General features: G+C 70.3%; 29 protein-coding genes. 14 read left to right on the forward strand and 15 right to left on the reverse strand.

Annotated features, from left to right (window positions below; genetic code table 11):
- Window positions 1-52 precede the first annotated feature (52 nt).
- Window positions 53-826: a sensor histidine kinase gene (locus tag ACGFY5_RS39235; RefSeq protein ID WP_392728941.1), complete on the forward strand. Its 774-nt coding sequence runs from the start codon at window positions 53-55 to the stop codon at window positions 824-826.
- Window positions 823-1,479: a response regulator transcription factor gene (locus ACGFY5_RS39240; protein ID WP_392728944.1), complete on the forward strand. Its 657-nt coding sequence runs from the start codon at window positions 823-825 to the stop codon at window positions 1,477-1,479. Before ACGFY5_RS39235 ends, ACGFY5_RS39240 begins: the two co-directional genes overlap by 4 nt.
- Here the strand turns inward: ACGFY5_RS39240 and ACGFY5_RS39245 are convergent.
- The gene (locus tag ACGFY5_RS39245; protein ID WP_392728946.1) at window positions 1,447-2,025 is read right to left on the reverse strand and encodes a sensor histidine kinase; all 579 of its coding nucleotides are present in this window, start codon (window positions 2,023-2,025) and stop codon (window positions 1,447-1,449) included. The genes ACGFY5_RS39240 and ACGFY5_RS39245 overlap by 33 nt on opposite strands.
- Before the next feature lie 285 nt (window positions 2,026-2,310).
- Between ACGFY5_RS39245 and ACGFY5_RS39250 the strand changes: the two genes are divergently transcribed.
- The 3 genes from ACGFY5_RS39250 to ACGFY5_RS39260 are packed head-to-tail and all read left to right on the forward strand — an operon-like array spanning window position 2,311 to window position 5,641.
- Window positions 2,311-3,393, forward strand: a complete 1,083-nt coding sequence (locus ACGFY5_RS39250) for an OmpA family protein (RefSeq protein WP_392728948.1) — start codon at window positions 2,311-2,313, stop codon at window positions 3,391-3,393.
- Window positions 3,390-4,892: a hypothetical protein gene (locus ACGFY5_RS39255; protein ID WP_392728951.1), complete on the forward strand. Its 1,503-nt coding sequence runs from the start codon at window positions 3,390-3,392 to the stop codon at window positions 4,890-4,892. Before ACGFY5_RS39250 ends, ACGFY5_RS39255 begins: the two co-directional genes overlap by 4 nt.
- Window positions 4,889-5,641, forward strand: a complete 753-nt coding sequence (locus ACGFY5_RS39260) for a VWA domain-containing protein (protein ID WP_392728953.1) — start codon at window positions 4,889-4,891, stop codon at window positions 5,639-5,641. The genes ACGFY5_RS39255 and ACGFY5_RS39260 overlap by 4 nt, the downstream gene beginning before the upstream one ends.
- Here the strand turns inward: ACGFY5_RS39260 and ACGFY5_RS39265 are convergent.
- Window positions 5,631-5,864: a hypothetical protein gene (locus tag ACGFY5_RS39265; RefSeq protein WP_392728956.1), complete on the reverse strand. Its 234-nt coding sequence runs from the start codon at window positions 5,862-5,864 to the stop codon at window positions 5,631-5,633. The two genes, ACGFY5_RS39260 and ACGFY5_RS39265, sit on opposite strands and share 11 nt — an antisense overlap.
- A 319-nt stretch (window positions 5,865-6,183) precedes the next feature.
- Between ACGFY5_RS39265 and ACGFY5_RS39270 the strand changes: the two genes are divergently transcribed.
- Window positions 6,184-7,392, forward strand: a complete 1,209-nt coding sequence (locus tag ACGFY5_RS39270) for a helix-turn-helix domain-containing protein (protein WP_392728958.1) — start codon at window positions 6,184-6,186, stop codon at window positions 7,390-7,392.
- Here the strand turns inward: ACGFY5_RS39270 and ACGFY5_RS39275 are convergent.
- On the reverse strand, window positions 7,379-8,194 hold the full coding sequence (locus ACGFY5_RS39275; RefSeq protein ID WP_392728960.1) for a MerR family transcriptional regulator: 816 nt from the start codon (window positions 8,192-8,194) through the stop codon (window positions 7,379-7,381). The two genes, ACGFY5_RS39270 and ACGFY5_RS39275, sit on opposite strands and share 14 nt — an antisense overlap.
- Window positions 8,195-8,215: 21 nt before the next feature.
- Entirely contained in the window at window positions 8,216-9,334 is a 1,119-nt protein-coding gene (locus tag ACGFY5_RS39280; RefSeq protein WP_392728962.1) for an NAD(P)H-dependent flavin oxidoreductase, read from the reverse strand.
- A 48-nt stretch (window positions 9,335-9,382) separates the two neighbouring features.
- Here ACGFY5_RS39280 and ACGFY5_RS39285 point away from each other — a divergent pair, with 48 nt between their 5' ends.
- From ACGFY5_RS39285 to ACGFY5_RS39295, 3 genes are read left to right on the forward strand one after another with little or no spacing between them, the layout of a single operon-like run.
- Window positions 9,383-10,048 carry a TetR/AcrR family transcriptional regulator gene (locus ACGFY5_RS39285; RefSeq protein ID WP_392728965.1) on the forward strand — a complete coding sequence of 222 codons (666 nt, stop codon included), beginning with the start codon at window positions 9,383-9,385 and terminating at the stop codon, window positions 10,046-10,048.
- Window positions 10,045-11,556, forward strand: coding sequence for an acetyl-CoA acetyltransferase (locus ACGFY5_RS39290; RefSeq protein WP_392728968.1), 1,512 nt, complete (start codon window positions 10,045-10,047; stop codon window positions 11,554-11,556). Before ACGFY5_RS39285 ends, ACGFY5_RS39290 begins: the two co-directional genes overlap by 4 nt.
- A 52-nt stretch (window positions 11,557-11,608) precedes the next feature.
- Window positions 11,609-12,835: a PQQ-binding-like beta-propeller repeat protein gene (locus tag ACGFY5_RS39295; RefSeq protein ID WP_392729084.1), complete on the forward strand. Its 1,227-nt coding sequence runs from the start codon at window positions 11,609-11,611 to the stop codon at window positions 12,833-12,835.
- A gap of 60 nt (window positions 12,836-12,895) precedes the next feature.
- Here ACGFY5_RS39295 and ACGFY5_RS39300 read toward each other — a convergent pair whose 3' ends face one another.
- Both ACGFY5_RS39300 and ACGFY5_RS39305 read right to left on the reverse strand, forming a co-directional pair.
- Window positions 12,896-13,474, reverse strand: coding sequence for a hypothetical protein (locus tag ACGFY5_RS39300; protein WP_392728971.1), 579 nt, complete (start codon window positions 13,472-13,474; stop codon window positions 12,896-12,898).
- A 300-nt stretch (window positions 13,475-13,774) separates the two neighbouring features.
- Window positions 13,775-14,359: a recombinase family protein gene (locus ACGFY5_RS39305; protein ID WP_392728973.1), complete on the reverse strand. Its 585-nt coding sequence runs from the start codon at window positions 14,357-14,359 to the stop codon at window positions 13,775-13,777.
- A gap of 344 nt (window positions 14,360-14,703) precedes the next feature.
- On the opposite strand from ACGFY5_RS39305, the gene ACGFY5_RS39310 reads away from it, so the two are divergent.
- Together ACGFY5_RS39310 and ACGFY5_RS39315 are read left to right on the forward strand one after the other, a co-directional pair.
- Window positions 14,704-15,546, forward strand: coding sequence for a helix-turn-helix domain-containing protein (locus ACGFY5_RS39310; RefSeq protein WP_392728976.1), 843 nt, complete (start codon window positions 14,704-14,706; stop codon window positions 15,544-15,546).
- A gap of 23 nt (window positions 15,547-15,569) precedes the next feature.
- Window positions 15,570-15,776, forward strand: coding sequence for a DUF397 domain-containing protein (locus ACGFY5_RS39315; RefSeq protein WP_392728979.1), 207 nt, complete (start codon window positions 15,570-15,572; stop codon window positions 15,774-15,776).
- A gap of 136 nt (window positions 15,777-15,912) precedes the next feature.
- Here ACGFY5_RS39315 and ACGFY5_RS39320 read toward each other — a convergent pair whose 3' ends face one another.
- Together ACGFY5_RS39320 and ACGFY5_RS39325 are read right to left on the reverse strand one after the other, a co-directional pair.
- Window positions 15,913-16,692 (reverse strand): hypothetical protein, encoded by a 780-nt coding sequence (locus ACGFY5_RS39320; RefSeq protein WP_392728981.1) that lies wholly within the window; start codon window positions 16,690-16,692, stop codon window positions 15,913-15,915.
- 57 nt (window positions 16,693-16,749) lie between these two features.
- Entirely contained in the window at window positions 16,750-17,193 is a 444-nt protein-coding gene (locus ACGFY5_RS39325) for a MarR family winged helix-turn-helix transcriptional regulator (RefSeq protein ID WP_392728982.1), read from the reverse strand.
- 73 nt (window positions 17,194-17,266) lie between these two features.
- Between ACGFY5_RS39325 and ACGFY5_RS39330 the strand changes: the two genes are divergently transcribed.
- On the forward strand, window positions 17,267-17,641 hold the full coding sequence (locus ACGFY5_RS39330; protein ID WP_392728985.1) for a cupin domain-containing protein: 375 nt from the start codon (window positions 17,267-17,269) through the stop codon (window positions 17,639-17,641).
- Between the two features lie 109 nt (window positions 17,642-17,750).
- Here ACGFY5_RS39330 and ACGFY5_RS39335 read toward each other — a convergent pair whose 3' ends face one another.
- Complete coding sequence (locus ACGFY5_RS39335) at window positions 17,751-18,320, reverse strand: hypothetical protein (protein WP_392728988.1); 570 nt, start codon at window positions 18,318-18,320, stop codon at window positions 17,751-17,753.
- 151 nt (window positions 18,321-18,471) lie between these two features.
- Here ACGFY5_RS39335 and ACGFY5_RS39340 point away from each other — a divergent pair, with 151 nt between their 5' ends.
- A complete protein-coding gene (locus ACGFY5_RS39340) occupies window positions 18,472-18,897 on the forward strand; it encodes an OsmC family peroxiredoxin (RefSeq protein ID WP_392728989.1) in 426 nt (141 codons plus the stop codon).
- 64 nt (window positions 18,898-18,961) lie between these two features.
- Here ACGFY5_RS39340 and ACGFY5_RS39345 read toward each other — a convergent pair whose 3' ends face one another.
- Entirely contained in the window at window positions 18,962-19,528 is a 567-nt protein-coding gene (locus ACGFY5_RS39345; RefSeq protein ID WP_392728992.1) for a low molecular weight phosphatase family protein, read from the reverse strand.
- 143 nt (window positions 19,529-19,671) lie between these two features.
- Between ACGFY5_RS39345 and ACGFY5_RS39350 the strand changes: the two genes are divergently transcribed.
- Window positions 19,672-19,986: an STAS domain-containing protein gene (locus tag ACGFY5_RS39350; RefSeq protein ID WP_392728994.1), complete on the forward strand. Its 315-nt coding sequence runs from the start codon at window positions 19,672-19,674 to the stop codon at window positions 19,984-19,986.
- A gap of 51 nt (window positions 19,987-20,037) precedes the next feature.
- Here ACGFY5_RS39350 and ACGFY5_RS39355 read toward each other — a convergent pair whose 3' ends face one another.
- The 5 genes from ACGFY5_RS39355 to ACGFY5_RS39375 form a co-directional block, all read right to left on the reverse strand.
- A complete protein-coding gene (locus ACGFY5_RS39355; protein WP_392728996.1) occupies window positions 20,038-20,586 on the reverse strand; it encodes a GAF domain-containing protein in 549 nt (182 codons plus the stop codon).
- Window positions 20,583-20,894, reverse strand: coding sequence for a hypothetical protein (locus ACGFY5_RS39360; RefSeq protein ID WP_392728998.1), 312 nt, complete (start codon window positions 20,892-20,894; stop codon window positions 20,583-20,585). Before ACGFY5_RS39360 ends, ACGFY5_RS39355 begins: the two co-directional genes overlap by 4 nt.
- Window positions 20,895-20,988: 94 nt before the next feature.
- Window positions 20,989-21,441 carry a response regulator gene (locus tag ACGFY5_RS39365; RefSeq protein WP_392729001.1) on the reverse strand — a complete coding sequence of 151 codons (453 nt, stop codon included), beginning with the start codon at window positions 21,439-21,441 and terminating at the stop codon, window positions 20,989-20,991.
- A gap of 104 nt (window positions 21,442-21,545) precedes the next feature.
- Window positions 21,546-23,159: an ATP-binding protein gene (locus tag ACGFY5_RS39370; protein WP_392729004.1), complete on the reverse strand. Its 1,614-nt coding sequence runs from the start codon at window positions 23,157-23,159 to the stop codon at window positions 21,546-21,548.
- Between the two features lie 79 nt (window positions 23,160-23,238).
- On the reverse strand, window positions 23,239-24,648 hold the full coding sequence (locus ACGFY5_RS39375) for an EAL domain-containing protein (protein ID WP_392729007.1): 1,410 nt from the start codon (window positions 24,646-24,648) through the stop codon (window positions 23,239-23,241).
- Window positions 24,649-24,670 lie beyond the last annotated feature (22 nt).

Raw genomic sequence — 24,670 nt, forward strand, 5'->3', positions numbered from 1 at the left:
TCTGGGTGCAAGCCCCCTGGCATCCGTCGCTCCAGAGAAGTTTCCTGGAGAAATGAACGTCCGCCGCGCGCTCACCAGCTCGTGGGTGGTGACGGTGGTCGCAGGTGCTCTAGCCGCGGCGGTGCAGCAGCCGCTCTGGTCCGGTGAGCCTCTGCTCGCCGCCGGCAACACCCTGCTGGCCGCCGCGTTCGCGTTCGTCGGCATCGTGCGGTACCGAAGATTCCAACGCCGTATCGACGAACAGTCGCGGGCGCTGGCCGCCAGCTGGGCGGAACGCCGAGAGTTGGAACAGCTGTTGCACGACGGGGCACAGACCCGTCTCTCCGCGCTGACGATGCGGCTCGGCGCTGCCCGCAGCGGCACCGACGAGCACGCCGGCCAGGTCCTGAAAGACGCGCAGGCCCAGCTCGACCTCGCCCTCAGCGAGCTCCGCGAACTCGCCCACGGCATCCATTCCGCGATGCTCACCGAGTCGGGGCTGGGGGCGGCCCTCGAGGCCAAGGCGAGCCGCCACCGAGTCCCGGTGCGCGTGACGGTGCCGGAGGACCGCTTCGACCCGGCCGCGGAAGCGCTGGCCTACTACGTTGTCAGCTGGGTACTGACCGACTACCTGCAGACGACCGACGAGGTGGTCGACGTGAACGCGACGATGGCCGGCTCCGAGCTGCGCCTGCGTGTCTCGGCCCGGAACGCCCCGCGGCCGGACGTCACGGAGCTGCTCGGCTCGCCGATCGCCCTCCGCGTGCGTGCCGCGGGCGGCACGGTGTCGATCATCGAGTCCTCGGGCGGTCGCGCCCGTGTCGAGGTGCGCATTCCGTGCCGGTGAGCGACCGCCCGCCACGGGTGGCGATCGCCGACGACGCCGCGCTCTTCCGCGAAGGCTTACGCCTCCTGCTCGAAGCCGCCGACGTGGAGGTGGTGCACCAGGCGCGCGACGGCACCGAGCTGCTGTCGATGGTGGACGCGGACGTGCCCGACGTCGCGATCCTCGACATCCGCATGGCGCCCTACCCCGAGGGTGGGCTGGACACGGCCGAGACGCTCCGGGCGCGCTACCCGGGCATCGGAATCCTGGTGCTCTCCCAGTGGGCCGAGGCCCCCCACCTCATGCGACTGCTCCGGCGGTTGGGTTCCCGTGGTCTGGGCTACCGCCTCAAAGACCACATTGCCGACGTCGACGCGCTGCGCACCGCACTGGTGCGGATCATCGCCGGCGAAACGGTCCTGGAGCCCGAGCTGATCGACCGGCTGGCAGCCGAGGGGCCGCACGAGCTCGACCGCCTGACCGGCCGGGAACGCGAAGTACTCCGCGCGATGGCCGAAGGACGCTCCAACGAGGGCATCGCCGAGGAACTGCACCTGACGACGAAGACGGTCGAGAACAACATCGCCCGGATCTTCACCAAGCTCGACCTGCCCTCCGACACCTCGCAGAATCGGCGCGTACTAGCCGTTCTGCGCTACTTTCGGAGTAGATAGTCGGATCGTCACCTGCGTGCCGCGCCCGGGCTCGCTGAGCAGTTCGGTGTCGCCGCCCAGCGTCGCGATGCGTCGGCGGAGGTTCTCCAGGCCGCCCGACGGGCTCGGCTGCGCAGTACCGGCGCCGTCGTCGGTGACGCGGCCGACGACGAACTCGCCGTCCCGCTCCACTTCGACGAGGATCGTGGACGCGCCGGCGTGCCGGACCGCGTTGGCCACCGCCTCCGACAGCGCCAGGAACAGCCCGGACTCCAGCGGCGCCGGATAGCGTTCGGCGACGACCCGGGCGTCGACCAGACCCGGGAAGCCGTCAGCGAGCGCGCGGAGCGCGCCCCGCAGGCCGTCGGACTCGAGGACCGCCGGGTTGATTCCCCGGGCGAACAGGCGGACGTCGCGCGCGGCGAGACCGAGCAGTTCCCTGGATTCGTCCAACAGCTCGCCGACGCGTGGGTCGGAGTTCCAGTGTGCGGCGAGCGCCAACCGCTGGAGCGTCGCGGTGATCTGAACCTGCACCCGATCGTGGAGGTCGTGTTCATTTAGCAACATTCTTCGATCCGCCACGAAACACCCCCGCACCTGCGCGTACTGATTTCCCTAGGGGGTTAACGCCCCGTAGTGCCTAGGGAGTTCCCCCTCGTCGGGCTTGCATTCGGAAGAAACGCTGTGAGCAGCGAGTCCGAAGCGACGTGGGGAGAAGTGTCGATGCAGAGCCGGGCCCGACTCTCGATACTCACAGTAGTCACCACTGGTCTCATCATTCTCAGTGGTTGCTCGAGTGAGGACCCGCCAGAGGACACGACCGCTGCCCGCTCGGACTCCGACTGCGCCCGCGTGGCCGAGGTCGCTCCGGAGGCTGGTGCGCCCAAGACGGCGCTCGTCGTGGACAACACCGCATCTGCCGTCTCGGGCGGGTTGCCGCCGGGCGTCACGACCGCGCTGAAAACCGCGCAGCAGCGGGGCGACGCCCTGGTACTGGTCGGTGTGGACGGTGCGGGCGCGCCACCGACCCGCACGGTCGCGCTGGACCCGGCGCCGGGCTCGAACTCCCAGGCCTCCCAGCGGGCCCGCGCCCTCGCCCTGGAGTGCGTCCCCACCTGGGCACGCGGTGACGAGCTGCAGCCCAAGGGCGAGGGCAGCCGCATCCTGAGCGCGCTCGGCCGGGCCGCCGAGGACAAGCCCGAGGAGATCCTCGTCGTCTCCGACGGCGTCTCCAACAGCGGCGAGTTCGACCTGAACAAACAGCAGTTCGACGCCGACCCGGCGGGCCTTGCCGACGCGCTGAAGGCCGCGAACGCACTGCCGCCGGCGCTCCAGGCGCAGAAGATCGTCTGGAGCGGGCTCGGTGACACCTCGTCCGAGCAGCGGTTACCGCAGTCGGCCCGCACGTCGCTGCAGAAGCTCTGGGACAGCGTGCTGAAGGCCGCCGGAGCCACGGTGACGTTCGAGTCCGCGCACGCGCCGGCCACCGAAGCGCCGCCGAACGGGCTCCCGAAGGACCCGATCGCGGTGCCGGCCGCCACCGAGGTCCGCGACGGCTGCGCCACCCGGGTCTCGATCCCGGCGTCGCTGCTGTTCGCCCCCGACAGCGCCGACCTGCAGCCAGAGGCCGACGGTGTGCTCGCGCCGATCGCGACGGACCTGAAGGGCGACGCCGAGGCCACCGCCGTCGTCTCCGGACACACCGCGCGGTACGGCGACGCCGGCTACCGCCGGGACCTCTCCACCCGGCGCGCGGAGGCGGTGGTCGGCGCGCTGTCCGAGCGCGGAGTGGACACCGCGCGCCTCGAGTCCGTCGGCTACGGCGCCGAACGTCCGGCCGTGGACGAGTTCGCCGACGGCCGCCACGACACCACCGCTGCCGCCAAGAACCGGCGGGTGGAGATCGAGATCCGACCCGGAGGGTGCACGCGATGAGCTTCTTCGCCCGACTGTTCGGCACCCGTGGTGTCGAACGTGCACGTCAGCGGGTCCTCGAGCGGGAGGCCGTCGCCCCCGGGACGATGTCGCCGGGCCAGGTCGCGGTGCTCGTCGAGGTGAACTCGACGATCGCGGCCGCGGACGCCAAGGCCTCGCGGTCGCTGCTGCGCAAACAACACGCGCTGGACGCCGCCGACTTCGCCGCGGTGCTGGCCTCCCAGCGCCTGGACGCCACGCGGACCAACCCGATCTGGCGGGGGCGCCGCGGTAGCCCGGCCAACGATCCGAACGGGCCGTTCGTCGAGGACTTCGACCCGCACCGGCCGCTGATCACCAACCGGGTGCTCACGATCGTCGAGATCATCTTCATCGTCGTCGAGGTGTTCTTCTGGTACTCCATCTTCGACGACGTCGTGGAGCCGGATGCGCCCTGGTACGACCCGTCGCGCGTGGCAGCGGCACTGTTGGCGCTGTTCATCCCGGTCGTGGGTGTCGCGACCGCGCGGGTCGTCGGACCGCTGGGGCACCGGTGGCTGGCCGGGTATCCCGGAGTGGGGCGCAAGGACCGGATCGGTGCGATCTTCGCGGTGCTCGCGTTCGTGCTGGCGCTGGTGTCGGTCGGCTGGTTGATCAACTTCCGGTTCGACGAGGCGACCGCGCCGATCGGGTCGTTGCCGCCGCCGGCGTTGCCGATGGCCGCGATCTTCGTCGCGGTGCTGATCGCCGATGCGGCGGCGCGGGTGTTCCTGGTGTCGGAGATCCGAGGGCAGAGTTCGGAGCGCGCGAAGGTGTTCGACCGGTTGGTGGCGGCCAAGACGCGGGCGGACGTCGCGCATCACCGTGCGTGGGAGGACCTGCGCGCGGAGGTGCAGACGCAGCTCAACGCGATCGAACGCATCGTCGCGGTCGGCGCCCGAATGATCGCCGACTCCCGAGCGGCCGCCCCCACCTACCCCCCGGCCACGTACGGAATGCCACCGGGTGAGGCGGCCCCGACGGTGCCACTCCCGGCAGCGCCGGGCCAGCTCGCGCCGGGTCAGCTCGCGCCGGGTCAGCTCGCGCCGGGTCAGCTCGCGCCGGGTCAGCTCGCGCCGGGGCAGCTCGCGCCGGGCCAGCCGGCGGCGTCGCCGGCGGTGGGGGAGCCGCGCGGAGCGCACCTCGGGAACTGGGCTAGGACGGATCGGGATGGAGCGAGGGACGGGCTGACCGGGTTGCCGTCCACGCGGCCGCTGACGCTGTTCGGGGCCGGGATGGCGATCGGGCCGATGCGCCGCGTGGAGGACGCGATCGAGCATCTGTCGCGCTGCCGCCCGGAAGATTCGGCGACCGCCGCTCGCCGAATCACCGAGCTGCGCGAGCGCCTCTTCCACCTGGAACCGCTCGCCGCACCGACGCTCCCGTCGACCGTGCCGATCGACCCGACCGTGCCGATCGAACCGAACGTGCCGATCGAACCGAACGTGGCGAACGGCTACGTCCCGGAGCAGCGCTCGTGACGACGCTGGCTCCCGGGCCACGGTTCGGCCGGTCCCCGCGGCTCGGCGGGCCGTCCCGCCGTCCCTTCTGGGCACTGGCCGCGCTGCTTCTGCTCGTTCCGCTGCTGTGGCTGCTGTTCACCAGCTGCCAGCGGCAGGAAGACCCGGCGCCGGTCGCCGGTGCCCTCGGCGACTACGCGCTCGAGGGCAAGCGCGGACCCGAGTGCCTGCGGCTGACCCTGCTGGTCGACTCGTCCGGCTCGATGCAGGACTACGCCGGTGCTCGCGACGCAGCACTCGCCCGGCTGGTGCCGTGGCTGGCCAACAACCTGCGCGACACCGACGAGCTGTCGATCCTCGACTTCGCGGAGACCGCGACGGTCCGCCTACCGCCGACGACCGCCGGGTCAGCGGGCGCCCCCGCCGCGACGGGAGTCGCCGACGGCGGCGGCACGCTGCTCGAACCAGCCCTCGCGCAGGTCGACGGCTTCCGCACGACGCAGTGCGAGACCGCGCTGCTGCTGCTCTCCGACGCCCAGGTCACCGACCTGCCGACGTCCGAGCAGGACGCACGGACACTCCTGCGGCAGCACCGGATCAGCGACGTGAAGCTGCTCGTACCCGGTCAGGACATCGACGTGCCCGACACCTGGCTCACCGCGTTCCCGGACGCGCAACCGCGGAAGTTCGACGGCTACGACCCGGACGCCACCGCGGTCGCGATCGGCCGCACGGTCGCCGAGCTCACCGGCCAGAAACTCACTCGTTGATCTGGCGTCGTTCCGCCGCGTCGAGCACCGCTTTGGCCCACAGATACTGCTCGCAGGGCCAGGCCGGGGCGTTGATGAGGTGCAGCGCGCTCGCGCACAGTCCGCGCGACGAGTCGGTCGGGGCGTGCATCGGCAGGATCCGGTTGGCGGTGTCCACGTCCTCGCTGGTCGCGTCGCGGCTCCAGCCCGGGGGTCTGAACGTTCTTACGCCCTGATGAGTCATCGAAGGGCTCCTTCCGCCGAGGGGTGAGTCCTCTCCCGGCGGTAGGGAGGACGCAGGCCGGCGACCGGGAGAGCCGGGCCGCGCGATCCCACGCACCGCCGGGAGAGGGGCTGGCGCGGCCGTCGGCCACTGTGGACTCCGACGGCCGGAGTGCTTCCGTCGCAGCTCCCGGACGGCGCGGCGGAGCGGGTATGTCTAGCCTGATACGCACGGGACTCGAGTCACAGCCCGAGTCGCTGCAATGCTGCTGCAGCGACGCTGAAAACAACATCGAAGACGCGACATCCGGGCACCGTCTATCTCCTGGACCGGAGGCCGGATGACTGCCGTCACCCATTGGACCGGCCGTGAGGCGCGGGCACTGCGCGAGGCGCTGCGGCTGAGCATCCGGGATTTCGCCGATCGGCTCGGAGTGGCCGCACGCACGATCTCCAACTGGGAGGCCGCGGGCGGTGACATCCGACCCCGCCCGGACATGCAAGCGGTGCTGGACACGGCCCTGGCGCGGGCGTCGGCCACCGAGCGGGACCGGTTCACCCACCTGACGTCGGAGCTGCTTCCGTCCGGGCTCGAGTCCGAGGACCGCCTGCCCACCGTCTCCGCGGACGACCTGGGCCAGATCAGCGCGGCCCTGGAGGACGCTCGGCGGTACTTCGACGGCGACGTCGTCGGACAGTTCCGCGAGCGCTTGCGGCTACTGGCCCGCGACGACGGTTCGAGTGGCCCGCGGGCAGCGCTTCCGGCGGCACTCGGCCTGGTGGGGGCGATCGACCGCAGCGCCCGGACCGTCCGCACCGACCTCCGCCGCCAACTCCTGGCGGTCGGCGCGCGGGCCGCGGAGTTCACCGGTTGGCTCTACCGCGACGCCGGGGGCCGCGTGCAGGCCGCGTACTGGCGGGACCGCGCAACCGAGTGGGCGCAGGAGGCCGGCGACCTGGCGATGCAGGGCTACGTGCTGCTCCGCAAGAGCCAGGCGGCGTGGGACGACCGGGACGCCCCGCGCATGCTCACGCTGGCCAGGGCCGCGCAGGACGGACCCTGGCAGGTGCCGCCACGGGTCCGTGCCGAAGCCGCGCAGCAGGAGGCGCGCGCCCACGCGATGCTGGGCGCGCGCCTGCAGACCGTGGAAGCCAAGCTGCACGAGGCCCGCGAGCTGCTCGGCGATCCCGGGGAGCACGACCTGGGCTCCGGCTACACGTATCCGCTGTTCTCCGTGCAGGCGGCGCTCTGCTACTGCGAGGCCGGCGAACCCGAGCGTGCGCTGGAGGCGCACGCCCGGTGGCAGGCCTACCGCGGCTTCTCCCGCCGCGACCGCGCCTACTTCCTGTCGCTGATGGGGACGTCACTCGCGCGGGCGGGCCAGCCGGAGGAAGCCGCCCGCGTCGGGTTGGCGGCGCACGACACGGCGAGTGACGTCAGCTCGTCGCGGATCCGGCTGGAGCTACGTCGGCTCGTGACCGTGCTGCGGCGCGGTCCGGACCGGCCGCTGGCCGTGCAGCGCCTGTTCGACGCGGTCAGGTCGAAGTGACGGCCATCTGGATCTCGGTGATCCACTTGTCCTTGTCCGCGGGGAACTCCAGCGTCACCTCGCGGGAGTGCGTCAGCGGACGGTAACCGTGGTCGGCGATCCAGGCGGCGAGCACCTGGTAGCTGTCGTCAACGGTCTCGAACGATCCGTGGTGGATCAGCGTCGCCGCGGTCGGGATCTTCGGCAGGTCGACGATCTCGAACCCGTACGACGGATCGGGGCCGACCGAGACCTCGAACGCGGCGCCCAGCCGGATCGGCTGTCCCTCCTCGCCGGTGCCGTCGTAGTAGGAGATGCCCTGACCCGGCTGGACGCCCGCGGCCTCCAACCGCTCGCACAGCTGCTGGTAGAGCGGCTGGATCGTCGGGCCGATCACGCTGCTGTCGAAGGCGCTCACCGTGGTGGTCAGCGCGGCCACCCGCACCGCGTCGACTTCTTTGAGCACTACCGCATCGGTACTCATCGTTCCCTCACTCTCGAGGAGTCGGAGTCGCACCTCGACCGCGTTGAGCCGGGCGTGGTCCTCCGCGATGCGCGCGTCGAGTTCCGCACGGCGCAGCCGCAGCATCCCGCGCAGCTCGTCGGTGCTGACCTCGTCGTGCAGGATCGTCTTGACCTGCGCGAGCGAGAAGCCGAGCTCCTTGAGTGCGGTGATCCTGTTCAGCTCGGCGAGCTGAGCAGCGGCGTAGTAGCGGTATCCCGACGTCGCACGCGCGGGCACCAGGAGGCCCAGGCTGTCGTAGTGACGCAGCATGCGCACCGACAACCGGCCGAGCGTGGCGAATTCTCCGATGGTGAACATGGCCCGATCTACGTTCAGCCCTCACACGGTGTCAGGGTCAAGCGTACGGGCGACACGTTCGGCGGCGTCGGCGTAGTCGGTCGCCATCTCGTACACCACCTCGCGGGTGGACTTCACCTCGTTCATCAGGCCCACCCCCTGGCCCACCCAGTACGTGGCGAGATCCTCCGCTCCCGTGTCGCCGGCGGCGGCCAGCGCGTCCACATGGCGGAGCGCCGGCTCGCTGATCAACGTCTGCAGGGGCATTTGCAGTGGCGTGGGGCTGTTCGGCTTTTCCCAGGCCTCCGTCCACGACGAGCGGAGCTGACGCGACGGCTTGCCGGTGCGTCCCCGCGAGCGGACGGTGTCGCGGGAGGTCGCTTTCAGGAACTTCTCGCGGGTGTGCGGCGCGGTTTCGGCTTCCGGCGTGGTCAGCCACACCGAGCCCGTCCACACGCCGGCTGCGCCGAGCGCGATCGAGGCCGCCATCTGGCGCCCGGTCACGATGCCGCCCGCGGCCAGCACCGGTACCGGCGCGACCGCTTCGACGACCTCGGGCACCAGCACCATCGTGGTGACCTCGCCGCAGTGGCCGCCGGCCTCGGTGCCCTGCGCGACGATGATGTCGACGCCGGCCGCGACCTGCCGGATCGCGTGCTCCTTGGCCCCGACGAGAGCCGCCACCGGTACCCCGGCGGCCCGCCCGCGCTCGAGCATCACCGCGGGTGGCACGCCGAGCGCATTGGCGATCAGCTTGATCGGGTGGCTGAACGCCACGTCGAGCAGGTCGTCCGGCGACGGCACGTTCCAGGACGCGGTTCCCTCCGCGGCGGGCCGGACCCCGTGGGACGTCAGGATCTCGTCGACGTAGGCCCGGTGCTCGGCCGGGATCGCCGCCTCCAGCGCACTCATGTCGACGGCGACGCCCGGCTGCATCGCGGCGGCACGCTCCGGAACGATGATGTCGACGCCGTAGGGACGGCCCTGGACGTGCTCGTCGATCCAGGCCAGCTCGGTCTCGAGTTGCTCGGGGGTGAACATCGAGCCGCCGAGGACGCCGAACCCGCCCGCCAGGCTGACTTCGGCGACGACGTCCCGGCAGTGGCTGAACGCGAGGAGAGGCAGGTCGATCCCGAGCATGTCGCAGATGGCGGTCCTCATGCGGACCATCGTGAACGCCGTCGTTCATGTTGTAAAGTCTCGTTCACGATGAGGGTCTACGGCGGATTGAGTCCGGAGGAGCGGGTCGCCCGCCGCCGGGAGCAGTTCCTGGATGCTGGGGTCGAGGTGTTCGCCACCAAGGGCTGGGCCGGCTCCACTGTCGCCGACATCTGCCGGGCCGCGAAACTGTCGCCGCGCTTCTTCTACGACGAGTTCCCGAGCCGCGAAGTGCTGTTCCTCGCGACCACCGACCGCATCGCGTCGCAGGTGGAGCAGGTGGTCCGCACCGCGCTCGCCACCGGTTCCGGCGACGTCCAGGCCCAGGCCCGGCACGTGCTGACCGCGCTGGCCGAGTACTTCATCGCCGATCCGCGGACGGTGCGGGTCGCGTTGATGGAGTCGCTCGCGACGCCGGAGTTCCGCGAGCAGCGGCGGCTGCTGCAGGCGAGCTTCGTCGAGCTCGCGGCCCGTCTGATGCGTCCGCTCCGAACTGCCGATGTCGACGTCGCCAAGCGGAGCGATCTGCTGTCGGCCGGGCTGCTGGTGGGCGGCGTGGTCGAGGTACTGATCGCCGGCGCCACCGCGAACGAATCCGGTTCCGGCCCCACCGACCTCGGCGCGCTCGTGGTGCGGCGGCGCGGCGCCGAGGAACTCGTCGAACACCTCACCGCACTGTTCACCGCTGCTGCCCACCTCGGAGAGGCACGGACATGAGGAACGACCGGCTTCCCGTTCTCGTCGGCGTGGGCGAAGTCCGCGCGAACCGGAAACGGATGGTCGCGGAGGCGCGGGAGCCGCTGGCGCTGATCCTCGAGGCGCTCGACCTCGCGGGCTCGCCGCAGCTCGTGGCCGCTGCCGACGCGATCTACACCGTCCGGACCGCCAGCTGGGCGTACGACGAGCTGTCCGTGGACGTCGCCGTCGCGGTCGGGGCCACGCCGAGCCACCGCGACGACAGCCCGATCGGTGGGCAGTGGCCGATCCGCCTGCTCGACCGGGCGGCGACCCGGATCGCGTCGGGCGAGAGCAGCGCCGCGCTGATCGTCGGAGGAGAGGCGACGGCTTCGGCGACCGCGCTGCTCAAGGCCGGTGTCGACCCGGTCGCCGACCTGGGGTGGAGCACCCGGCCCGGCGGCCCGACGCCGATCGACGGCACCGACCTGGGAAGCCGGGCCATGCAGACCGCCGGGCTCCTGCTGCCCACGCGGGTCTATCCGCTCTACGAGAACCGCCTGCAGGCCGACCTCGGGTTGACGCCGGCGGAGAACGCGGACTGGTCGGCACGCCTGTACGCCGACCTGAGCGCGGTCGCGGCCACGAACCCGGTCGCCTGGAACACCTCCGCGCTGAGCGCGGAGCAGGTCGGCACGGTCACGCCGAAGAATCGTCTGGTCTGCGAGCCCTATCCGCTGTCGATGAACGCGCTCCCGTTCGTCGACCAGGCCGCGGCCGTCATCGTGACGTCCCTGGCTGCCGCGGAAGCCGCCGGAGTGCCGGCCGACCGCATCGTGCACCTGCATGCCGCCGCCGGCGCCGACGACCTCCCCGACGTGCTCGCCCGCCCGAAGCTCGGCCGCTCGACCCCGCTGGCCGACGCGCTCACCGGTGCCATCGACCGCGCCGCGGTGCCGACGGCCGACCTGGACTTCGTCGACGTCTACAGCTGCTTCCCGGTCGTCCCCAAGCTGGCCGGGCTCGCGCTCGGTCTGCCCCGGGAGACGGTGCTCTCGATCACCGGGGGCCACTCGTCGTTCGGCGGCCCGCTGAACAGCTACTCGCTGCATTCGCTGGCCCGGGCGTACGCGCGGCTGCGCGGCACTGACAAGAAAGGCCTGGTGCACGCCAACGGGGGCTTCCTGAGCTATCAGCACGCGGTCGTCCTCGGTGGACGCCCGTCGGGGTCCGAGTACGGAACCGGCGAGGTGACGACCCGCGCGGACGGACTCGAGGTGGCGGACGCCCGCGACCTCGGCGGGACCGACGTCGTCGTCGAGACCGCAACCGTCGAGTACGACCGGGACGGCGCCCCGAGGCAGGCGTTCGTCGTCGTCCGCACCGAGGACGGCGTCCGGGCCGCGGTCGCCACGCCGCGCGGGGACGCCACGGCCGCCGCGGAGTGGTCGCTGACGGCCCGGCCGACCCACGTCGGGCAGCAGGCCCTCCTGACGGTCAACGGCGGTGTCCCTCGTCTGGAGGTGCGTGATTGGGCCTCTCGGACATAAATCCGTGATCGCCTAATTCCGTAGAGCCACTTTGGTTAGCGTGCGAGCTGTGATGCGCCAGAGAGTCCTGCTCGCTGCCGTGTGCGGCGTTCTCCTGGCGGTTGCGGCCTGCGGCGGCGAGAAACCGAAGGCTCCGGCCCCGACGACGCCGGCCAAGCCTCCTCCGGCGGCCCCGGAGCCGGTCCTGTTCGATCCGCCGGGCCGGTTCCAGAGCAGTGGCCAGCGGCTCGCCAAAGCCCCGCGCCGCGCCGACGACTTCGGCGCACCGCAGGTCGCGGCCGTCCTCATCGACCAGTCGGTCGTCTACGTCGACGGGGCAACGCTGGCCGGCCGGGACGTCGTCTCCGGCGACGAGGAGTGGGTCACCAACATGCCGGGCGTCTCCAGCGCGGAGGCTTCGGTGGTGACTACGCCGGTGCTGTTCGAGGGGCGCGTCTACGTGGCGGCAGCGATCACGATCACCGGCAGCACCCGGGTCACCGGCTACCGGGCGATCTCGCTGGCCGCGCTCGATCCGCAGACCGGCGCGGTCATCTGGTCGGCGACGATCGACGCGATCCCGGGCGATCCGGTGCAGGACGTCCGGCTGGTCGGCGTGACGCTGGACTCGATCGTCGTCGACACGTCCACCACCACGTACGTCGTCGACGCGCAGACCCGCCGCACCCGCTGGAAGGTGCAGTACTTCGAGCCCACCGTCGTCGACGGCACGGTGGTGGCTGGCCAGCTCGGGGACGAAGCCACCGAGACCAGGACGTCCACGGTCGGGCTTCGCCTCACCGACGGCGTCCAGCTGTGGAAGAGCGAAACACCGCTCCAGCAGGGGCGCTCGTTCCCGCTCGGTCCCGGGCTGATGGGGGTGCAGGGGCGCGAATTCACCAGTGCCGACGCGTACTTCGACTTCGTCGACCCCGTCACCGGTGCGAGCCGCTACTCCGGTGACCCCGCCGACCTGCGTGCGTTCGAATCCTGCTGGTTCGACGCCCGGACGACGGTGGTCTGCTCCGGCACCGCCACGACGCCGGTCGTCGTCGGCTACAACGCGTCCGACCTGCGGGAGATCTGGCAGTTGCCGGTGGGGGAGCGGCGGGCTCCACGGGTCACCGCGGCCTGGCACGGAGCGGTCTACGGCCTGCTCAGCGACAAGCCCACCACTCTGGACGGACGAACCGGCGCTATCCGCGGTACCAATGCCGGAGCGGCGCCGGAGCTCGTCAATGAGTACGCCGGTGTCTCGGCTGCTTCGGGTTCATTGACGCTGTTTCTCGCAGTGGGTTGACACCAATGCCCCGCACGCCAGGACGGTGGCGTACGGGGCATTCGTGATAGATGCTCGCAATTACCGGATGTTCAGCACCCAGGTACCGCGGCAGCGCCAGTCGTTGCTGCCCCACTTGTTCCAGCTCTGGTGCCAGCCCTTGTAACCGCGCTTGGTGAAGTCGCAGTCGTAGGAGTCCCACCAGCCCTTGTGCACGCCGCGCTTACCGGCCGCCTTGCAGGCGCGGTAGCTGTGGTGGAAGCCCTTCACCTGGTCACGCTTCCACTTCGACTTGCCGTGCTCGTGACCCTTGTCGTGGTCCTTGTGCCAGCCCGGGTTCTTGTCGCACTCGTCGTCGCAGTCCGAGCCGTGGCCGTGGTCGTCCTTGACCCAACCGGCCTTGACCTTGCCGGCCGAGTAGTCCTTCTTCTTGTCCGCCGCTGCCCACTTCACCTCGGTCTTCTCGATCTTCGTGTAGGAACCGGCGACCGCGGACGAGGACTCGTGGTCGGAGCCGTACTCGGCCTCGTACCCTCCGGCGGCGTAGTCGTCACCGGCGTGCGTGGACGCGGATGCGGGCGCGGCCATTCCCATCGTGGCGCCGCTGGCCAGTGCCAGTCCCGCAACAGAAAGAGCCGTCCGTCGTGCCTTGCTTCCCATTTACTGCCTCCTCTGGTGTTTCAGGCGGAATGAGCAAAGCAGGCACATCGGTGTTAATTCAGCCCCGATTGGGCTCTACGGCATTCACTAATTGCGTAAATAGGGAGGTTTGCCCGGCAGAGTGATCCGCGCAGATCCGTTCGGAAGGAAGCGGATGTCCGTTCGGTCGATTTTTCCAGGATGCCCGTTACCTCACCGGATGCGGAGTCCCATTGATCGCGCGTGAGTGCTGTTCATTCGGTCATCGGGCACAAAAAAGACGGGCCGGAGAAGTCCGGCCCGTCTCGAGGGGGAGGAAAGCTAGTCCGCCGCGGAATCGACGACCTGGATCGTGCCGCCGGCGGACGTCGCGTTGTGGAGCAGCGCCCGACGCAGGACGTCGTTGGGGGCCAGGTGCGACCAGGTCGGAACGACGATCCCCGACGCCTCGCGCAGGTAGAGATGGCGCAGACAGGCCGAGAAGCCGGGACGACGCGCGTCGTCGTCGGTGACGTCGTCGCGGTGGACCCGCAGCAGGGTCAGGCCCCGATCGCGGGCGTACCGGGAGATCGCGGCCACCAACGGGGCGGTGAGGTCGTCGTCGACGTCGTCGGTGCCCCTGGCCAGCGCGGTGAGCGCGTCGATCGGCGTCGACGCGGCCCGGATGTAGCCGACCACCACTCGCGACACGTCAGCGAGCGGGGGTGCGGCCTCGGGCAGCGGCATCGCTGCACCGGTGTCGACTGAGGTCAGTAGACGGAACGGGCCCACCGGGCCGTCGGACTCGCCGAGCGCGGGCGTGGGCCACGCGGTCGGGGCCACGGGGGCAGCCGGAAGGGTGACCGGCGCCGCGAGTCGGTGGCCTACGCCGGGGTACATGTACGTCGGTGCTTCTTGCGCGTTCACGGTCGATCGCTCACGTTCTGGCGGGCGCCGGGTCGTCCGACGGCCGCGTGAGAATCCCACTGCAGCGCCGTGGAGCTATCTGAACGTCCGTATGGGACGCGTACACGTAGGCGACAACATTCGTGGCCATTCGGTCTCTCCGGGTCTCGAAGTGCTGGGCACGCGTCATCGCCTGAGCTGTGCACATGCGATGACACCTCGGCGGTCCCGGTAGACGCCGCGGGTCACATGCTGACGACCTCTGTCTCGATAGTGCATCCGTGTCCCCTGCAATGCAACTCCCACTTCGGCGTGGTGGCATATCGAGGCTGGTGTGCCAGTTCGGGTAATGCCACACTCTCGCCGTGTCAGGAAGCCCCACGGTTCGTCGCCGTCGCATCGCCAGAGAACTCCGTCACCTCCGTGAGAAGGCGGGGATGACGCTCGAGCAGGCCGCCCGTCAGCTCGACATGTCCAGGAGCAACCTCTCCCGGATCGAGACCGCCCAAATCGGAATCAAGCCTCGAGACGTCCGGGCCGCGCTCGCCCTGTACGGCGTCACTGGCGAGGATTCCGAACCGCTCATCGAGATCGCACGTGGTGCACAACAGCGAGGTTGGTGGCAGAACTACGGCGACGTGCTGCCGGCGTGGTTCGAGTTCTACGTCGGGTTGGAGGCCGAAGCGGTCAAGGTCAGCACGTACGAGGCCGAGGCCGTCCCGGGTCTGCTCCAGACCGAGGCCTACGCCCGTGAAGCATTCCGTGCCACTGCGGGCGATGACGACGTCGATCGCAAGGTTGCTGCCCGCCTGCGCCGCCAGGACCTCCTCCGGGGTGAATCGCCTGCGGAGTTTTCAGTCGTGCTCAACGAAGCAGTCCTGTTGCGGCCGTTCGGCGGCGTGACGGTGATGTGTGAGCAACTTGAGTACATAGTCGAGCTAGCGGCGCTACCGAATGTAACTATCCAAGTGTTGCCATTCTCAGTCGGCGGGCACCCCGCGATGACGACACCCTATGTCATCCTTAGTTTCCCCGATCCGGACGACAATTCTGTCGTGTACCTGGATAACCTCACTGTGGGTATCGCTCTCGAGGAACCGGATCAGGTGGAGGGGTATACCCTCGTGCACGAAAAGCTATGTGGCATAGCGCTCACACCGGAGCAATCCGTACAACGGATACGCGATGCCGCTGGTGACATGTCGTAGTCGGCAGGAAGCTGAGGCAAGATATGGCAAACATCGATCTCACTTACGCTCCGTGGCACAAGAGCAAGGCGAGCACGGGCAACGGCAACTGTGTCGAGGTTGCACTGATGGAGTCTGTCGTCGCGGTGCGTGACACCAAGGACCGTGGTGGGCCAGCGTTGGTGCTGCCCGCTTCGGGATGGACGTCGTTCATCGCGGGCGCCAAGTCCGGCGAGTTCAACCTGGCCTGAAACAGCAAGAATTACCCAGTCACCTGGGCTCACACGCGGAAACCGTGGCCGGCCGGTCAAGCCGTGGCCGGCCCCGGCGGCGGGGCGGTAGTCGACCAGCCGGGTAGCGCTGGTCGAATACTCCGCCGCCCAGCGGTCAGTTCGCCGGGCGGATCACGAGGTTGCGCAGCGCTGCGCTTCCACCCCAAGCGCTGAAACGCACCGCGCCGCATCCTCCGGCAACCGGAACCGCTTTGCTCGTCATCGGCTGCCCGTCGAACCACACCTCGGCCTTCGAGTCGTGGACGTCGACCCGAACGCTCGGCTCCGGCGCCGCGCTGATCAGCGATCCCACTGTGGTGCCGTCCGCCGTCACGAGGCGAGCCTGCTGGTCCTCCGGCGTGTACAGAATGGAGAGCGGGGGCGGCGTCGCCGGATCGGAACTCGCTCGGATGCCGAGCACCAACCCGGACGGTGCCCCTTGAACCACGGCCACCGCATCCGCGGTGTCTGCCGCAGTGTCCGGTCGCGCGCTCACCGCATCGATTCGGACGCGCGTCTCGAGCCGACCGTCGCAGTACCGGGCATCGGCGATGTACGCGCCGGCGGGGTAGGTGGCCGTCGCCGTCGTCTCCGCCGGGGTCCGCACGCTCAGCCCGCTCTGCGGATCGCCACTGACGACGGCGTCACCGAAGGGCTGTGCGGTCGTCGGCCGCAGCGCGACCGGGGTCTTCTGGTCGTCGGACCGCGGATTCGTCAGGTCGTGGGCCCGTAAGCCCACCATCAGGGCGAGCAGCATGACGATGCCGGCGACGATCGCACCCATTCGAGCGGGTGCGCCGGGGCGCGTGCCGCGCAGACTGAGCAGGACCAGCAGGCAGATGGCCACCACGACCCCTGCCACGAGAATCTGGTCGGACTTGCTCAACGGCTCCACGATCGCCTCCTCGGCTCCCGGAGTTCAATGCCCGCTGAGGCGGCGGTGTTAACGCTTTCACCAGACCGCGGGGCGGAGCCGACCCCGCCCCGCGACCAGTCGGAGATCGTTGGCCAGGGCGGACACCCGCTCCTGTCCCAGGACGTCGATCCAGGATGCGACGGCCTCGGTGGCTGCCTCGTCGGCCGCGCGGGTGCAGGCCCAGCCGTGCCGGGTGAGGACGACGACCTTCGCGCGGGCGTCGGTGGGGTGGCGGTGACGCTCGACGTAACCCTTGCCGACCAGTTCCTCGACGAGTTGGCTCGCGGCCTGCTTGGTGACGCCGAGGTGCTCGGCGATCTCGCTCACGGTGGCACCGTCCGGGGCCAGGCGGGCGAACACGAAGCCGTGGGTGGGGCGGAGGTCGGCGAAGCCGCGCCGGGCCGTGCCCTCGTGGATCGCTTCGACGATCGTGGTGGCCGCGCCGAGGAGGAGCGTCGAGAGCGCGAGTTCGTCTGCCATGGGTTCAGGTTGACATGCTCGTCAGCTTGCTTGACTATTTAGTCAAGCTGCTTGACTAACTGGGAGGTCTGGAATGCCCGTGGTGGATGCCGCTTCGGCGGAGCAGTACGAGGTGCACGGGAGCCGGTTCACGTCCTATGTGCGGCCGGCGACCGGCAGTGCGCAGTTGTGCGCGTGGCGGTTGGACGTGCCGGCCGGGACGACCGGTGTGCCGCACCGGCCGAGCCGCGAGGAGGTGTTGGCGGTGCTGGCCGGATCGGCCCGGGTGACGCTCGACGGCTCGCAGTTCGCCGCGGCTGCGGGGGACGTCATCCTGGTGCCCGCCGGTGCCGAGTTCCAGGTCGACGTCGTCGGCGACGAGCCCCTGCGGGCCTGGGTCACGACAACGGTCGGCCTGACGGCGACATTGGCTGACGGCACCACGATGACGCCCCCCTGGGCCTCGTGACGAGCGGTCCCGTTCGGGCGGGCCCTGACCGGCCCGAACGGGACCGCTTCGCCGGTGGGCCCCGGAGTGGTCCCGTTCGGGCGCGCCCTGGCAAGTCCTAGCGGGACCGCTAGCGGCGGGTCACCACGAGGCGGCCGCGGGTGTTGCCCCAGGCGGAGCGCCAGGCGGAGGCCAGGCGGGCTCGGTCCGCCTGGTCGACCTTGATGCAGCCGAGCGTCCGGTAATGACGAAACGGCGCCCCTGGGGCTCCGCTCGAGTGGATGAACAGGTCGTTGCGCACCGTCTTTCGATTGCGGCAGACGTGATCGGAGACCCGCCAGACGTCGCCCCGCACCGCGGGGTTACCGGCCCGATAGTTCGGCCGGAACCGCACCGTGTACCGCCCGACCGGCAACACGCCCCGATTCTTCGCGCATTCGTCCAGCGTCCCTTGGCCGCTACCTGCCCGCACCGTGACGAACCGGCGTGCCCGATCGAACCGTGATGAGTAGTACAGCGTCAACCGGCTGTTCTGTGGCACACGGACGTTGATGACGTAGTGGAATTGCGGCATGGTCCGCGTCGAATACCGGTCTTGGACGCCGGCGATCTGGGTACCTGCTGCGGCGGGTGCCGCGTCGATCCCCAGGATGGCCACTGCGGTCAGCGCGGCGGCCACGACGGTGCGAATCGTTCTCACCCTGATTCCCGTTCTCTTCGCGCGCACGATTAGCGCGTGAGAGAACAGGACACATCAGGGCGAATGCATCTTCCGGAGCGGGTCGGCGTTCTCGATATGTCGACACGGTACTTTCACCAATGACCCGTACTACGTGACTTTGGAGACGGACATGGCACTGACCAGCACCGCGACCGCGCACTGGGAAGGGAGCCTCTTCGAGGGCAAGGGGTCGGTCAACCTTGACTCCTCGGGCCTTGGCTCGTTCGACGTCAACTGGAAGGCCCGCTCGGAAGGCGCGGCGTCGACCACCACGCCGGAGGAGCTCCTCGGCGCGGCCCACGCGGCCTGCTTCTCGATGGCGTTCTCGAACGGACTGGCCCAGAAGGGCACGCCGGCCACCGCGCTGAACACCACGGCCGACGTGACGTTCCAGCCGGGCACCGGCATCACCGGCATCAAGCTGACCGTCCGCGGTGAGGTTCCCGGCATCTCCGCCGAGGACTTCGCCGCCGCCGCGGCCGATGCAAAGGCCAACTGCCCGGTGAGCAAGGCGCTCGCCGGCGTCGAGATTTCGCTCGACGCCGCGCTGGCCTGATGTGGACGGCCCCGGGTCACGCCCGGGGCCGGTCACAGCACGGGGCTCTCACAGCACGGGCCTCTCACAGCACGGCGAGGATTGCGACGACCGCGTCGTCGATCTCGGCGGCAGCCTGTTTGAAGTCCTGTTCGGTGCCGCCCATCGGGTCGCGGACGTCGAACTCGTCCGGCGGCGGTGGGCGCAGGTAACCACGCCGCATCCCGGCGGCTCGTGGAAGGTTCCGCACGCGGTCGGTGAGGTGCTCGCCGCGCACGATCGTGTTGCCGAGCCCGTCGACGAGCCAGGCCAGTTCCCGCCAGGTGAACACCCGCCCGAGCAGGGGCGGGTTCGCGGCGATGATGCGGTCACGGTGCCGGCGGGTCGCGGTCAGCAGCAGATCGGCGCGTTCCGCGGCCTCCGCCTCTAATCGGCGCGCGGAGAAGTCGCCCGACCCGACGCCACGCTTGGTCAACTCCGCGGCGGCCAGCGGATGGATCGGCTGGCCGACCGGCGCCGACGTGCCGGCGCTGGAGACCACCACGGTGTTCGCGACGTCGCCGTACCGGGCGTGCAGACCGGCGTCCATCAGTCGTTCCGCGATCGGTGACCGGCACAGATTTCCCGTGCAGACGTGCAGTATCCCGCCCATGGCTCGCCTCCCCCCGTTCTGATGGTTACCGACGGACAGGCAGACGTCCACGGCCCCGGGCGGAAAAACTCGGGTGAACTGGACGTGAGTCTCGGCCGTTAACCGGGTAGCCCTTCCAATGCCACCTGGTGAGGAGGGCAGCCATGGAACGGCCGCCAACGCATTTCGACGTCGGGAAGTCCGACGACCGCACGGTCATCTGTGTCGTCGGGGACCTCGACTCGGATTCGGCGCCGCAGCTGCGCACGATGCTCGCCAAGGAGTTCGACGCGGGCCGGAACGTGATCGTCGACCTCGCCGGGTGCCCGTTCCTCGACTCGGTCGGCATCGGCGTGCTCGTCTACGGCTGGAAGGCCGCCGACACCGAGGGAGCGGACTTCCACCTGCGCAACGTCGGACGGTATGCCCAGCGGGTGCTCGACCTGGTGGGGCTCAGCGATCTGATCCCGGTGGCCTGACATACGACAGCGCCGGACCTCGACGAGGTCCGGCGCTGGTTCCCGTCCGCGTCAGTCGAGGTTGAAGAACGACGGCTTGTACTCCGTGGAGTACCGGCTCGGGTGCTGCTCGAACGCCACGACGACGTCGTGCGCGGCCGCCTGCAGCTCGGCGATCTCCTCTTCGCTGAAGACGTGCGGCGTGGAGTCGATCACGCAGTGGGCACCGAGGACCTGACCGGACGGAGCGATCAACGGCGCGCCGGCGTAGGCGCGCATCCCGTCGAGCTCGACTATCGGGTTCGTGCACTGGGCCGGGTCGCGGGTGGCGTCGGTGACGATGTACGGCTCACCGGTCAGGACGGTCTGCGTGCACAGCGACCACTCGGCGGGGCCGCCGGGGCCGCCGCGCAGCCAGCCCTCGACGTTGTGGCCGCCCGCGATCATCGTGGCGTTGTCGAGTACCAGCGTGGTGAGCGCTGTCGGCATGTGCATGTGCATCGCGGTGCGCATCGAGATCGCGTCGAGCTGCTGCTTGAGGTGCGGGTCGTCGACGTCGTAGCGGGCCAGGGCCTCGAGGCGCTCACGACCGGCCAGGCGGTGGTGGAGGAGAGTGCTCATGCGGGGCTCCCGATCAGTTCCCGGTCGGTGGAGATCGCGTCGAAGGCCGCCACCCGGATCGCCAGCGACCGGCCGCACAGAGCGGTGATCGGATCGCCGGATTGCATGGCCTCGATGACCCGGTCGAGCGAGTCCGGGTCGGTCTCGCGTCCGGAGAGCCCCGTCTCGTGCAGGATCTGGGTCCAGATGCGGTCGGTGATCTCGGCGTAGATCTCGGCCAGGGCCTGGTGGGCCTCGTCGAGGTCGGGCCTCGGCAGGCCGTACGGCCCGGACGTCGCGCCGGGCGGGGGGTGCGGCAGATCGATCATGGTCGTCCATCCTCACGTTCCGCCACCAAGAAACTACTAGCGGTTACGAGAATGATCGCCCATTTTCCCGATTTAGCCAACCGTGTAGCGATTCCTAACGCCTGCGACCTGGCAACTGGGCGGTGTTGCCGTAGAACGACTCGATCTGGACTACCACGCCCTCGAACTCGGAGAAGTCGACGGGCTTGGTGACGTAGGCGTTCGCGTGCAGGTCGTACGAGCGCAGGATGTCCTCGTCGGCCGAGGACGTCGTCAGCACCACCACGGGGATGCTGGCCAGCTCGTCGTCCGCTTTCAGCTCCTCGAGGACCTCGCGGCCACCCATCCGCGGCATGTTCAGATCGAGTAGCACCAGATGCGGGCGCGGCGCGTCCTTGTGCTCCCCTTCGCGGCGGAGGAACTGCATCGCGACGACGCCGTCCGGCACCACGTGCAGCGTGCTGCCGATGCCGTGCGTGACCAGCGCCTCTTCGATGATCATCACGTCGCCCGCGTCGTCGTCGACGATCAGTACCTCGAACGGGGTCGGCGGAGAGAGTTGGGCCATCGGGAGCCTCCTACGGGCAGCGGGGCAGGAACGTCCCGCGGCCGCTGCTGGACGGGAGACTGGCGCTCATCGTACGGGCCAGCGGACCCCCGGCGGTATAGCGGTCAACGTTCCTGGGTAGGCCTCTTCGTTGGGCCTTCGACCGGCACGGTGACGACCACGGTCGTGCCCGGATGGCCGTGGCGCACCGTGATGGTTCCGCCGTGTCGGTCGGTGATCGCCTTGGCCAGCGGAAGGCCCAGACCGGTGCCGGTGAGGCCCCGGTCCGTCCCGGCCGTCGACCGGAAGAACCGCTCGAACAGCTGCGGCCGCTCGGCCTCCGGTATACCGATTCCGGCGTCGGTAACCGTCAGCTCGGCGCGTTCACCCTGCCGCTCGAGGCACACCAGGACGTCGCCCCCGTCGGGGGAGTACTTCACCGCGTTCGAGAGCAACTGGTCGACCAACTGCCGCAGTCGCGCCGGATCGCCGCGAACCGGCAGCACCCGCGGAGCGTCGATCTCGATCTTGACGTCGTTGGATTCGGCCGTAGGCCGGATGGCGGTCACCGACGCACCCACCAGTTCCGCGACGTCGACCTGCGCCAGGTCGAGCGGGAGGTCGCCGGACTCGAGGCCGGCCAGGTCGAGCAGGTCGGTGACGATCGACCGCAGTGCGTGCGCGTTGCGGTCGACGGAGGAGAGCAACGTGCGGTTGTCGCCGGTGATGGCGTCCTCGTCAGCGAGCAACAGCTCGGTGTGCGAGACGATCGACGTCAGGGGCGTGCGTAGTTCGTGCCCGACGAGCGCGAGGAAGTCGTCGCGGGTGCGGGTCAGCTCCAGCGCGAGGTCGTGGGCTCTTCGCCGGACCAGGAACTGGCCGACGTGGGCGGCGACGCCGCTCAGCAGCGCGAGCAGCGACTCGTCCGGCTCCTCGACGCACGAGCCGAAGAGGGCCAGCACTCCGATGAACTGCTCCGGTGTCCGGATCGGGACGCCGACCGCCGACCGGAGCCCGTAGCGCCCCGCGGTGGCGACCAGGCTCGGGTGGCCGCTGGTCGTGACGTCGGAGTACCAGCACGGAACGCCGGTCGCCCAGACCTCGCCGGGCAGCCCGGTGCCGCGGGGCAGCCGCTCGGGGAGGGGGTCGGAGGGCTGGTGGCCGGGCGCGACCCAGCGGGCCACCGGGTGCAGGGTCTCGTCCGCGTCGTCGGCCAGCCAGAGCTCGCCGTACGGCCAGGACAGGCGGGTGCCGACCGCCGCCAGTGCGCCGGCGCCCGCTTCGGCCAGCGTCGCTTCGAGGACGAGTGCCTCGCCGACGGCGAGTTCGCAGTCGGCGAAGCGGGAGGCCAGTCGGCGTTCGGTGACGTCGTGCAGGGCGAGCAGTGCGCCGGTCAGGCGGCCGTCCGGGTCGAAGACCGGACCGCCGTTCGCGCGGTACGTGCGCGGCCGCCGTCCGTCCGTGCCCAGGTGGAGCTCCACGTCGCGGATGTGTTCGCCGCGCAGAGCCCGACCGAGCGGCAGCTGACCGCGCACCACCCGGGAACCGTCGGGGTTGCGCAGGCAGCGGGTGATCCGGCTGAGTTCGGTGCCCACCCGCAGCTCGTCGGGTTGGCAGGCGCCGGCCATGGCGGAGTTGAACAGCAGGATCCGCCCCCCGGCGTCGCACAGCACGACGGCCGTCTCGAGGTGTTCGAGAAGCGCACGGAAAAAGGGGGGAGACGTGCCGAGCTGCGCCATCTCCGGGACATTAATCCACAAACGGCGTAATTCTCGTCCCTACCCGTTGCGACCGACGGGTATGCAGACACGCCGAAAATCAACGGTAGTGATCGGGGGCGACCGGTGCGACCCAGCGCAACAGCGCCCGCGCTGCCTTCAGCACCAGCGACCGCTCGTACGTGAGCACGTAGTCGAAGCGGCGCTCACCGTCGGGGCCGGTGTCGCCCAGGTCGCGGGCGACCAGCGCGCCGGCGAAGTGTGGACCGACCACGATGACGTTCCACTCGTCGCGCAGCGGGTCGTTCGCCCCCAGCGCTGCTCCCCGCACGCCCGGAGCCGGCTCGGCCGACACGCTCTCGCCGAGCGCGGCCACGAGACCTGCGGACGCCGCGAGCTTCGCGAACCGCTGCCGGGTCGCCGACGTGAGGTAGCGGTCGTGCTGGAAGCAGCTGAGAACGACCGGTGGCTCCTCGCTGTCCAGGCCTTTCGTCTCCAGGTACCGGCTGATCGTCAGCAGCGACTCCTTGGTGCCACGTCGGGGCGACCGGTTCTGCGACAGGATCTCGAACGGCGTACCCGTCGGTTCCTCGACGGCGTTGCGGTAGAGCCGGTCCGGCGGCAACGACGGGGCGTGCTCGACCGGGAGCGGCGCCGGGCGCCCGGTCAGGTAGCCCTGCACGATCGATGCGCCCATCGTGCGGGCGGTCGCCAGGTGCTGCGCGGTCTCCACACCCTCGGCGAGAATCGCCGCGCCGGAGCGCTCCGCCTGCGCGATCACGCTGTTGACGACCCGCGCGGTGCTCAGGTCGTTGGGGTGGCGCACCAGGTGCATGTCGAGCTTGATGACGTCCGGGTCGAGCAGCGGCATCAGCGCCAGCGAGGCGGGAACCGCGCCGACGTCGTCGAGCGCGATGCCGCAGCCGGCGGCACGCAGCGTCGCCGCGGCGGTGAGCAGCCCGGCGGGGTCGGCGGCGATCGACCGCTCGGTCATCTCGACGACCAGGTGCAGCCGACGCTCGGACTCCCGGATCGCCGGCAGCAGGTCGTCCGGGCACGGGGCCGCGGCGGCGAACGGCTCGGCGTTGACGAACAGCGCGGTGGACCGGTCGAGACCGGCGCTGATCGCGGCGCGGCCGATGCGGGCACGGCAGGCCCAGTCGAGCTCGGCGAGGCGGCCGACCTCGGCGGCGGCCGCGAACAGGGCGTCCGGGGCCTCCCACGGGGTGCCCGCGGGGCCGCGGCTCAGGGCTTCGTAACCGACCAGCGCCCGGTCGTCGGCGCGGACCAGCGGCTGGAACACCGGGAAGATCGCGCGGGCGTCGAGTACCGCGTCGATGTGCGGGAACCGATTCGTGGCACGGTCGGCGCGGATCGGACGGGGCGCGCCGACCGCGCCCGCCCGGGCCTGAGCGGCGATCGATCCGGGGCGCGGCACGACGCGAAGCGCGCCGGCCGCGCCGGGCAGTGCCTTGGCGGCGGGCCGGCGCGGGATGCGAGTGTCGGTCATACCGGCTAGATCGGTGGGCCCG

The sequence above is a fragment of the Cryptosporangium sp. NPDC048952 genome (assembly GCF_043197895.1).
Taxonomy (GTDB): domain Bacteria; phylum Actinomycetota; class Actinomycetes; order Mycobacteriales; family Cryptosporangiaceae; genus Cryptosporangium.

What these genes read in the sequence shown, in the direction of transcription:
- ACGFY5_RS39235 (WP_392728941.1), top strand. Translation starts at nt 53, where the DNA reads ATGAACGTCCGCCGCGCGCTCACCAGCTCGTGGGTGGTGACGGTGGTC.
- ACGFY5_RS39245 (WP_392728946.1), bottom strand. Translation starts at nt 2,025, where the DNA reads ATGTTGCTAAATGAACACGACCTCCACGATCGGGTGCAGGTTCAGATC.
- ACGFY5_RS39255 (WP_392728951.1), top strand. Translation starts at nt 3,390, where the DNA reads ATGAGCTTCTTCGCCCGACTGTTCGGCACCCGTGGTGTCGAACGTGCA.
- ACGFY5_RS39265 (WP_392728956.1), bottom strand. Translation starts at nt 5,864, where the DNA reads ATGACTCATCAGGGCGTAAGAACGTTCAGACCCCCGGGCTGGAGCCGC.
- ACGFY5_RS39270 (WP_392728958.1), top strand. Translation starts at nt 6,184, where the DNA reads ATGACTGCCGTCACCCATTGGACCGGCCGTGAGGCGCGGGCACTGCGC.
- ACGFY5_RS39275 (WP_392728960.1), bottom strand. Translation starts at nt 8,194, where the DNA reads ATGTTCACCATCGGAGAATTCGCCACGCTCGGCCGGTTGTCGGTGCGC.
- ACGFY5_RS39280 (WP_392728962.1), bottom strand. Translation starts at nt 9,334, where the DNA reads ATGAGGACCGCCATCTGCGACATGCTCGGGATCGACCTGCCTCTCCTC.
- ACGFY5_RS39285 (WP_392728965.1), top strand. Translation starts at nt 9,383, where the DNA reads ATGAGGGTCTACGGCGGATTGAGTCCGGAGGAGCGGGTCGCCCGCCGC.
- ACGFY5_RS39290 (WP_392728968.1), top strand. Translation starts at nt 10,045, where the DNA reads ATGAGGAACGACCGGCTTCCCGTTCTCGTCGGCGTGGGCGAAGTCCGC.
- ACGFY5_RS39295 (WP_392729084.1), top strand. Translation starts at nt 11,609, where the DNA reads ATGCGCCAGAGAGTCCTGCTCGCTGCCGTGTGCGGCGTTCTCCTGGCG.
- ACGFY5_RS39300 (WP_392728971.1), bottom strand. Translation starts at nt 13,474, where the DNA reads ATGGGAAGCAAGGCACGACGGACGGCTCTTTCTGTTGCGGGACTGGCA.
- ACGFY5_RS39315 (WP_392728979.1), top strand. Translation starts at nt 15,570, where the DNA reads ATGGCAAACATCGATCTCACTTACGCTCCGTGGCACAAGAGCAAGGCG.
- ACGFY5_RS39325 (WP_392728982.1), bottom strand. Translation starts at nt 17,193, where the DNA reads ATGGCAGACGAACTCGCGCTCTCGACGCTCCTCCTCGGCGCGGCCACC.
- ACGFY5_RS39330 (WP_392728985.1), top strand. Translation starts at nt 17,267, where the DNA reads ATGCCCGTGGTGGATGCCGCTTCGGCGGAGCAGTACGAGGTGCACGGG.
- ACGFY5_RS39340 (WP_392728989.1), top strand. Translation starts at nt 18,472, where the DNA reads ATGGCACTGACCAGCACCGCGACCGCGCACTGGGAAGGGAGCCTCTTC.
- ACGFY5_RS39345 (WP_392728992.1), bottom strand. Translation starts at nt 19,528, where the DNA reads ATGGGCGGGATACTGCACGTCTGCACGGGAAATCTGTGCCGGTCACCG.
- ACGFY5_RS39350 (WP_392728994.1), top strand. Translation starts at nt 19,672, where the DNA reads ATGGAACGGCCGCCAACGCATTTCGACGTCGGGAAGTCCGACGACCGC.
- ACGFY5_RS39355 (WP_392728996.1), bottom strand. Translation starts at nt 20,586, where the DNA reads ATGAGCACTCTCCTCCACCACCGCCTGGCCGGTCGTGAGCGCCTCGAG.
- ACGFY5_RS39360 (WP_392728998.1), bottom strand. Translation starts at nt 20,894, where the DNA reads ATGATCGATCTGCCGCACCCCCCGCCCGGCGCGACGTCCGGGCCGTAC.
- ACGFY5_RS39365 (WP_392729001.1), bottom strand. Translation starts at nt 21,441, where the DNA reads ATGGCCCAACTCTCTCCGCCGACCCCGTTCGAGGTACTGATCGTCGAC.
- ACGFY5_RS39370 (WP_392729004.1), bottom strand. Translation starts at nt 23,159, where the DNA reads ATGGCGCAGCTCGGCACGTCTCCCCCCTTTTTCCGTGCGCTTCTCGAA.
- ACGFY5_RS39375 (WP_392729007.1), bottom strand. Translation starts at nt 24,648, where the DNA reads ATGACCGACACTCGCATCCCGCGCCGGCCCGCCGCCAAGGCACTGCCC.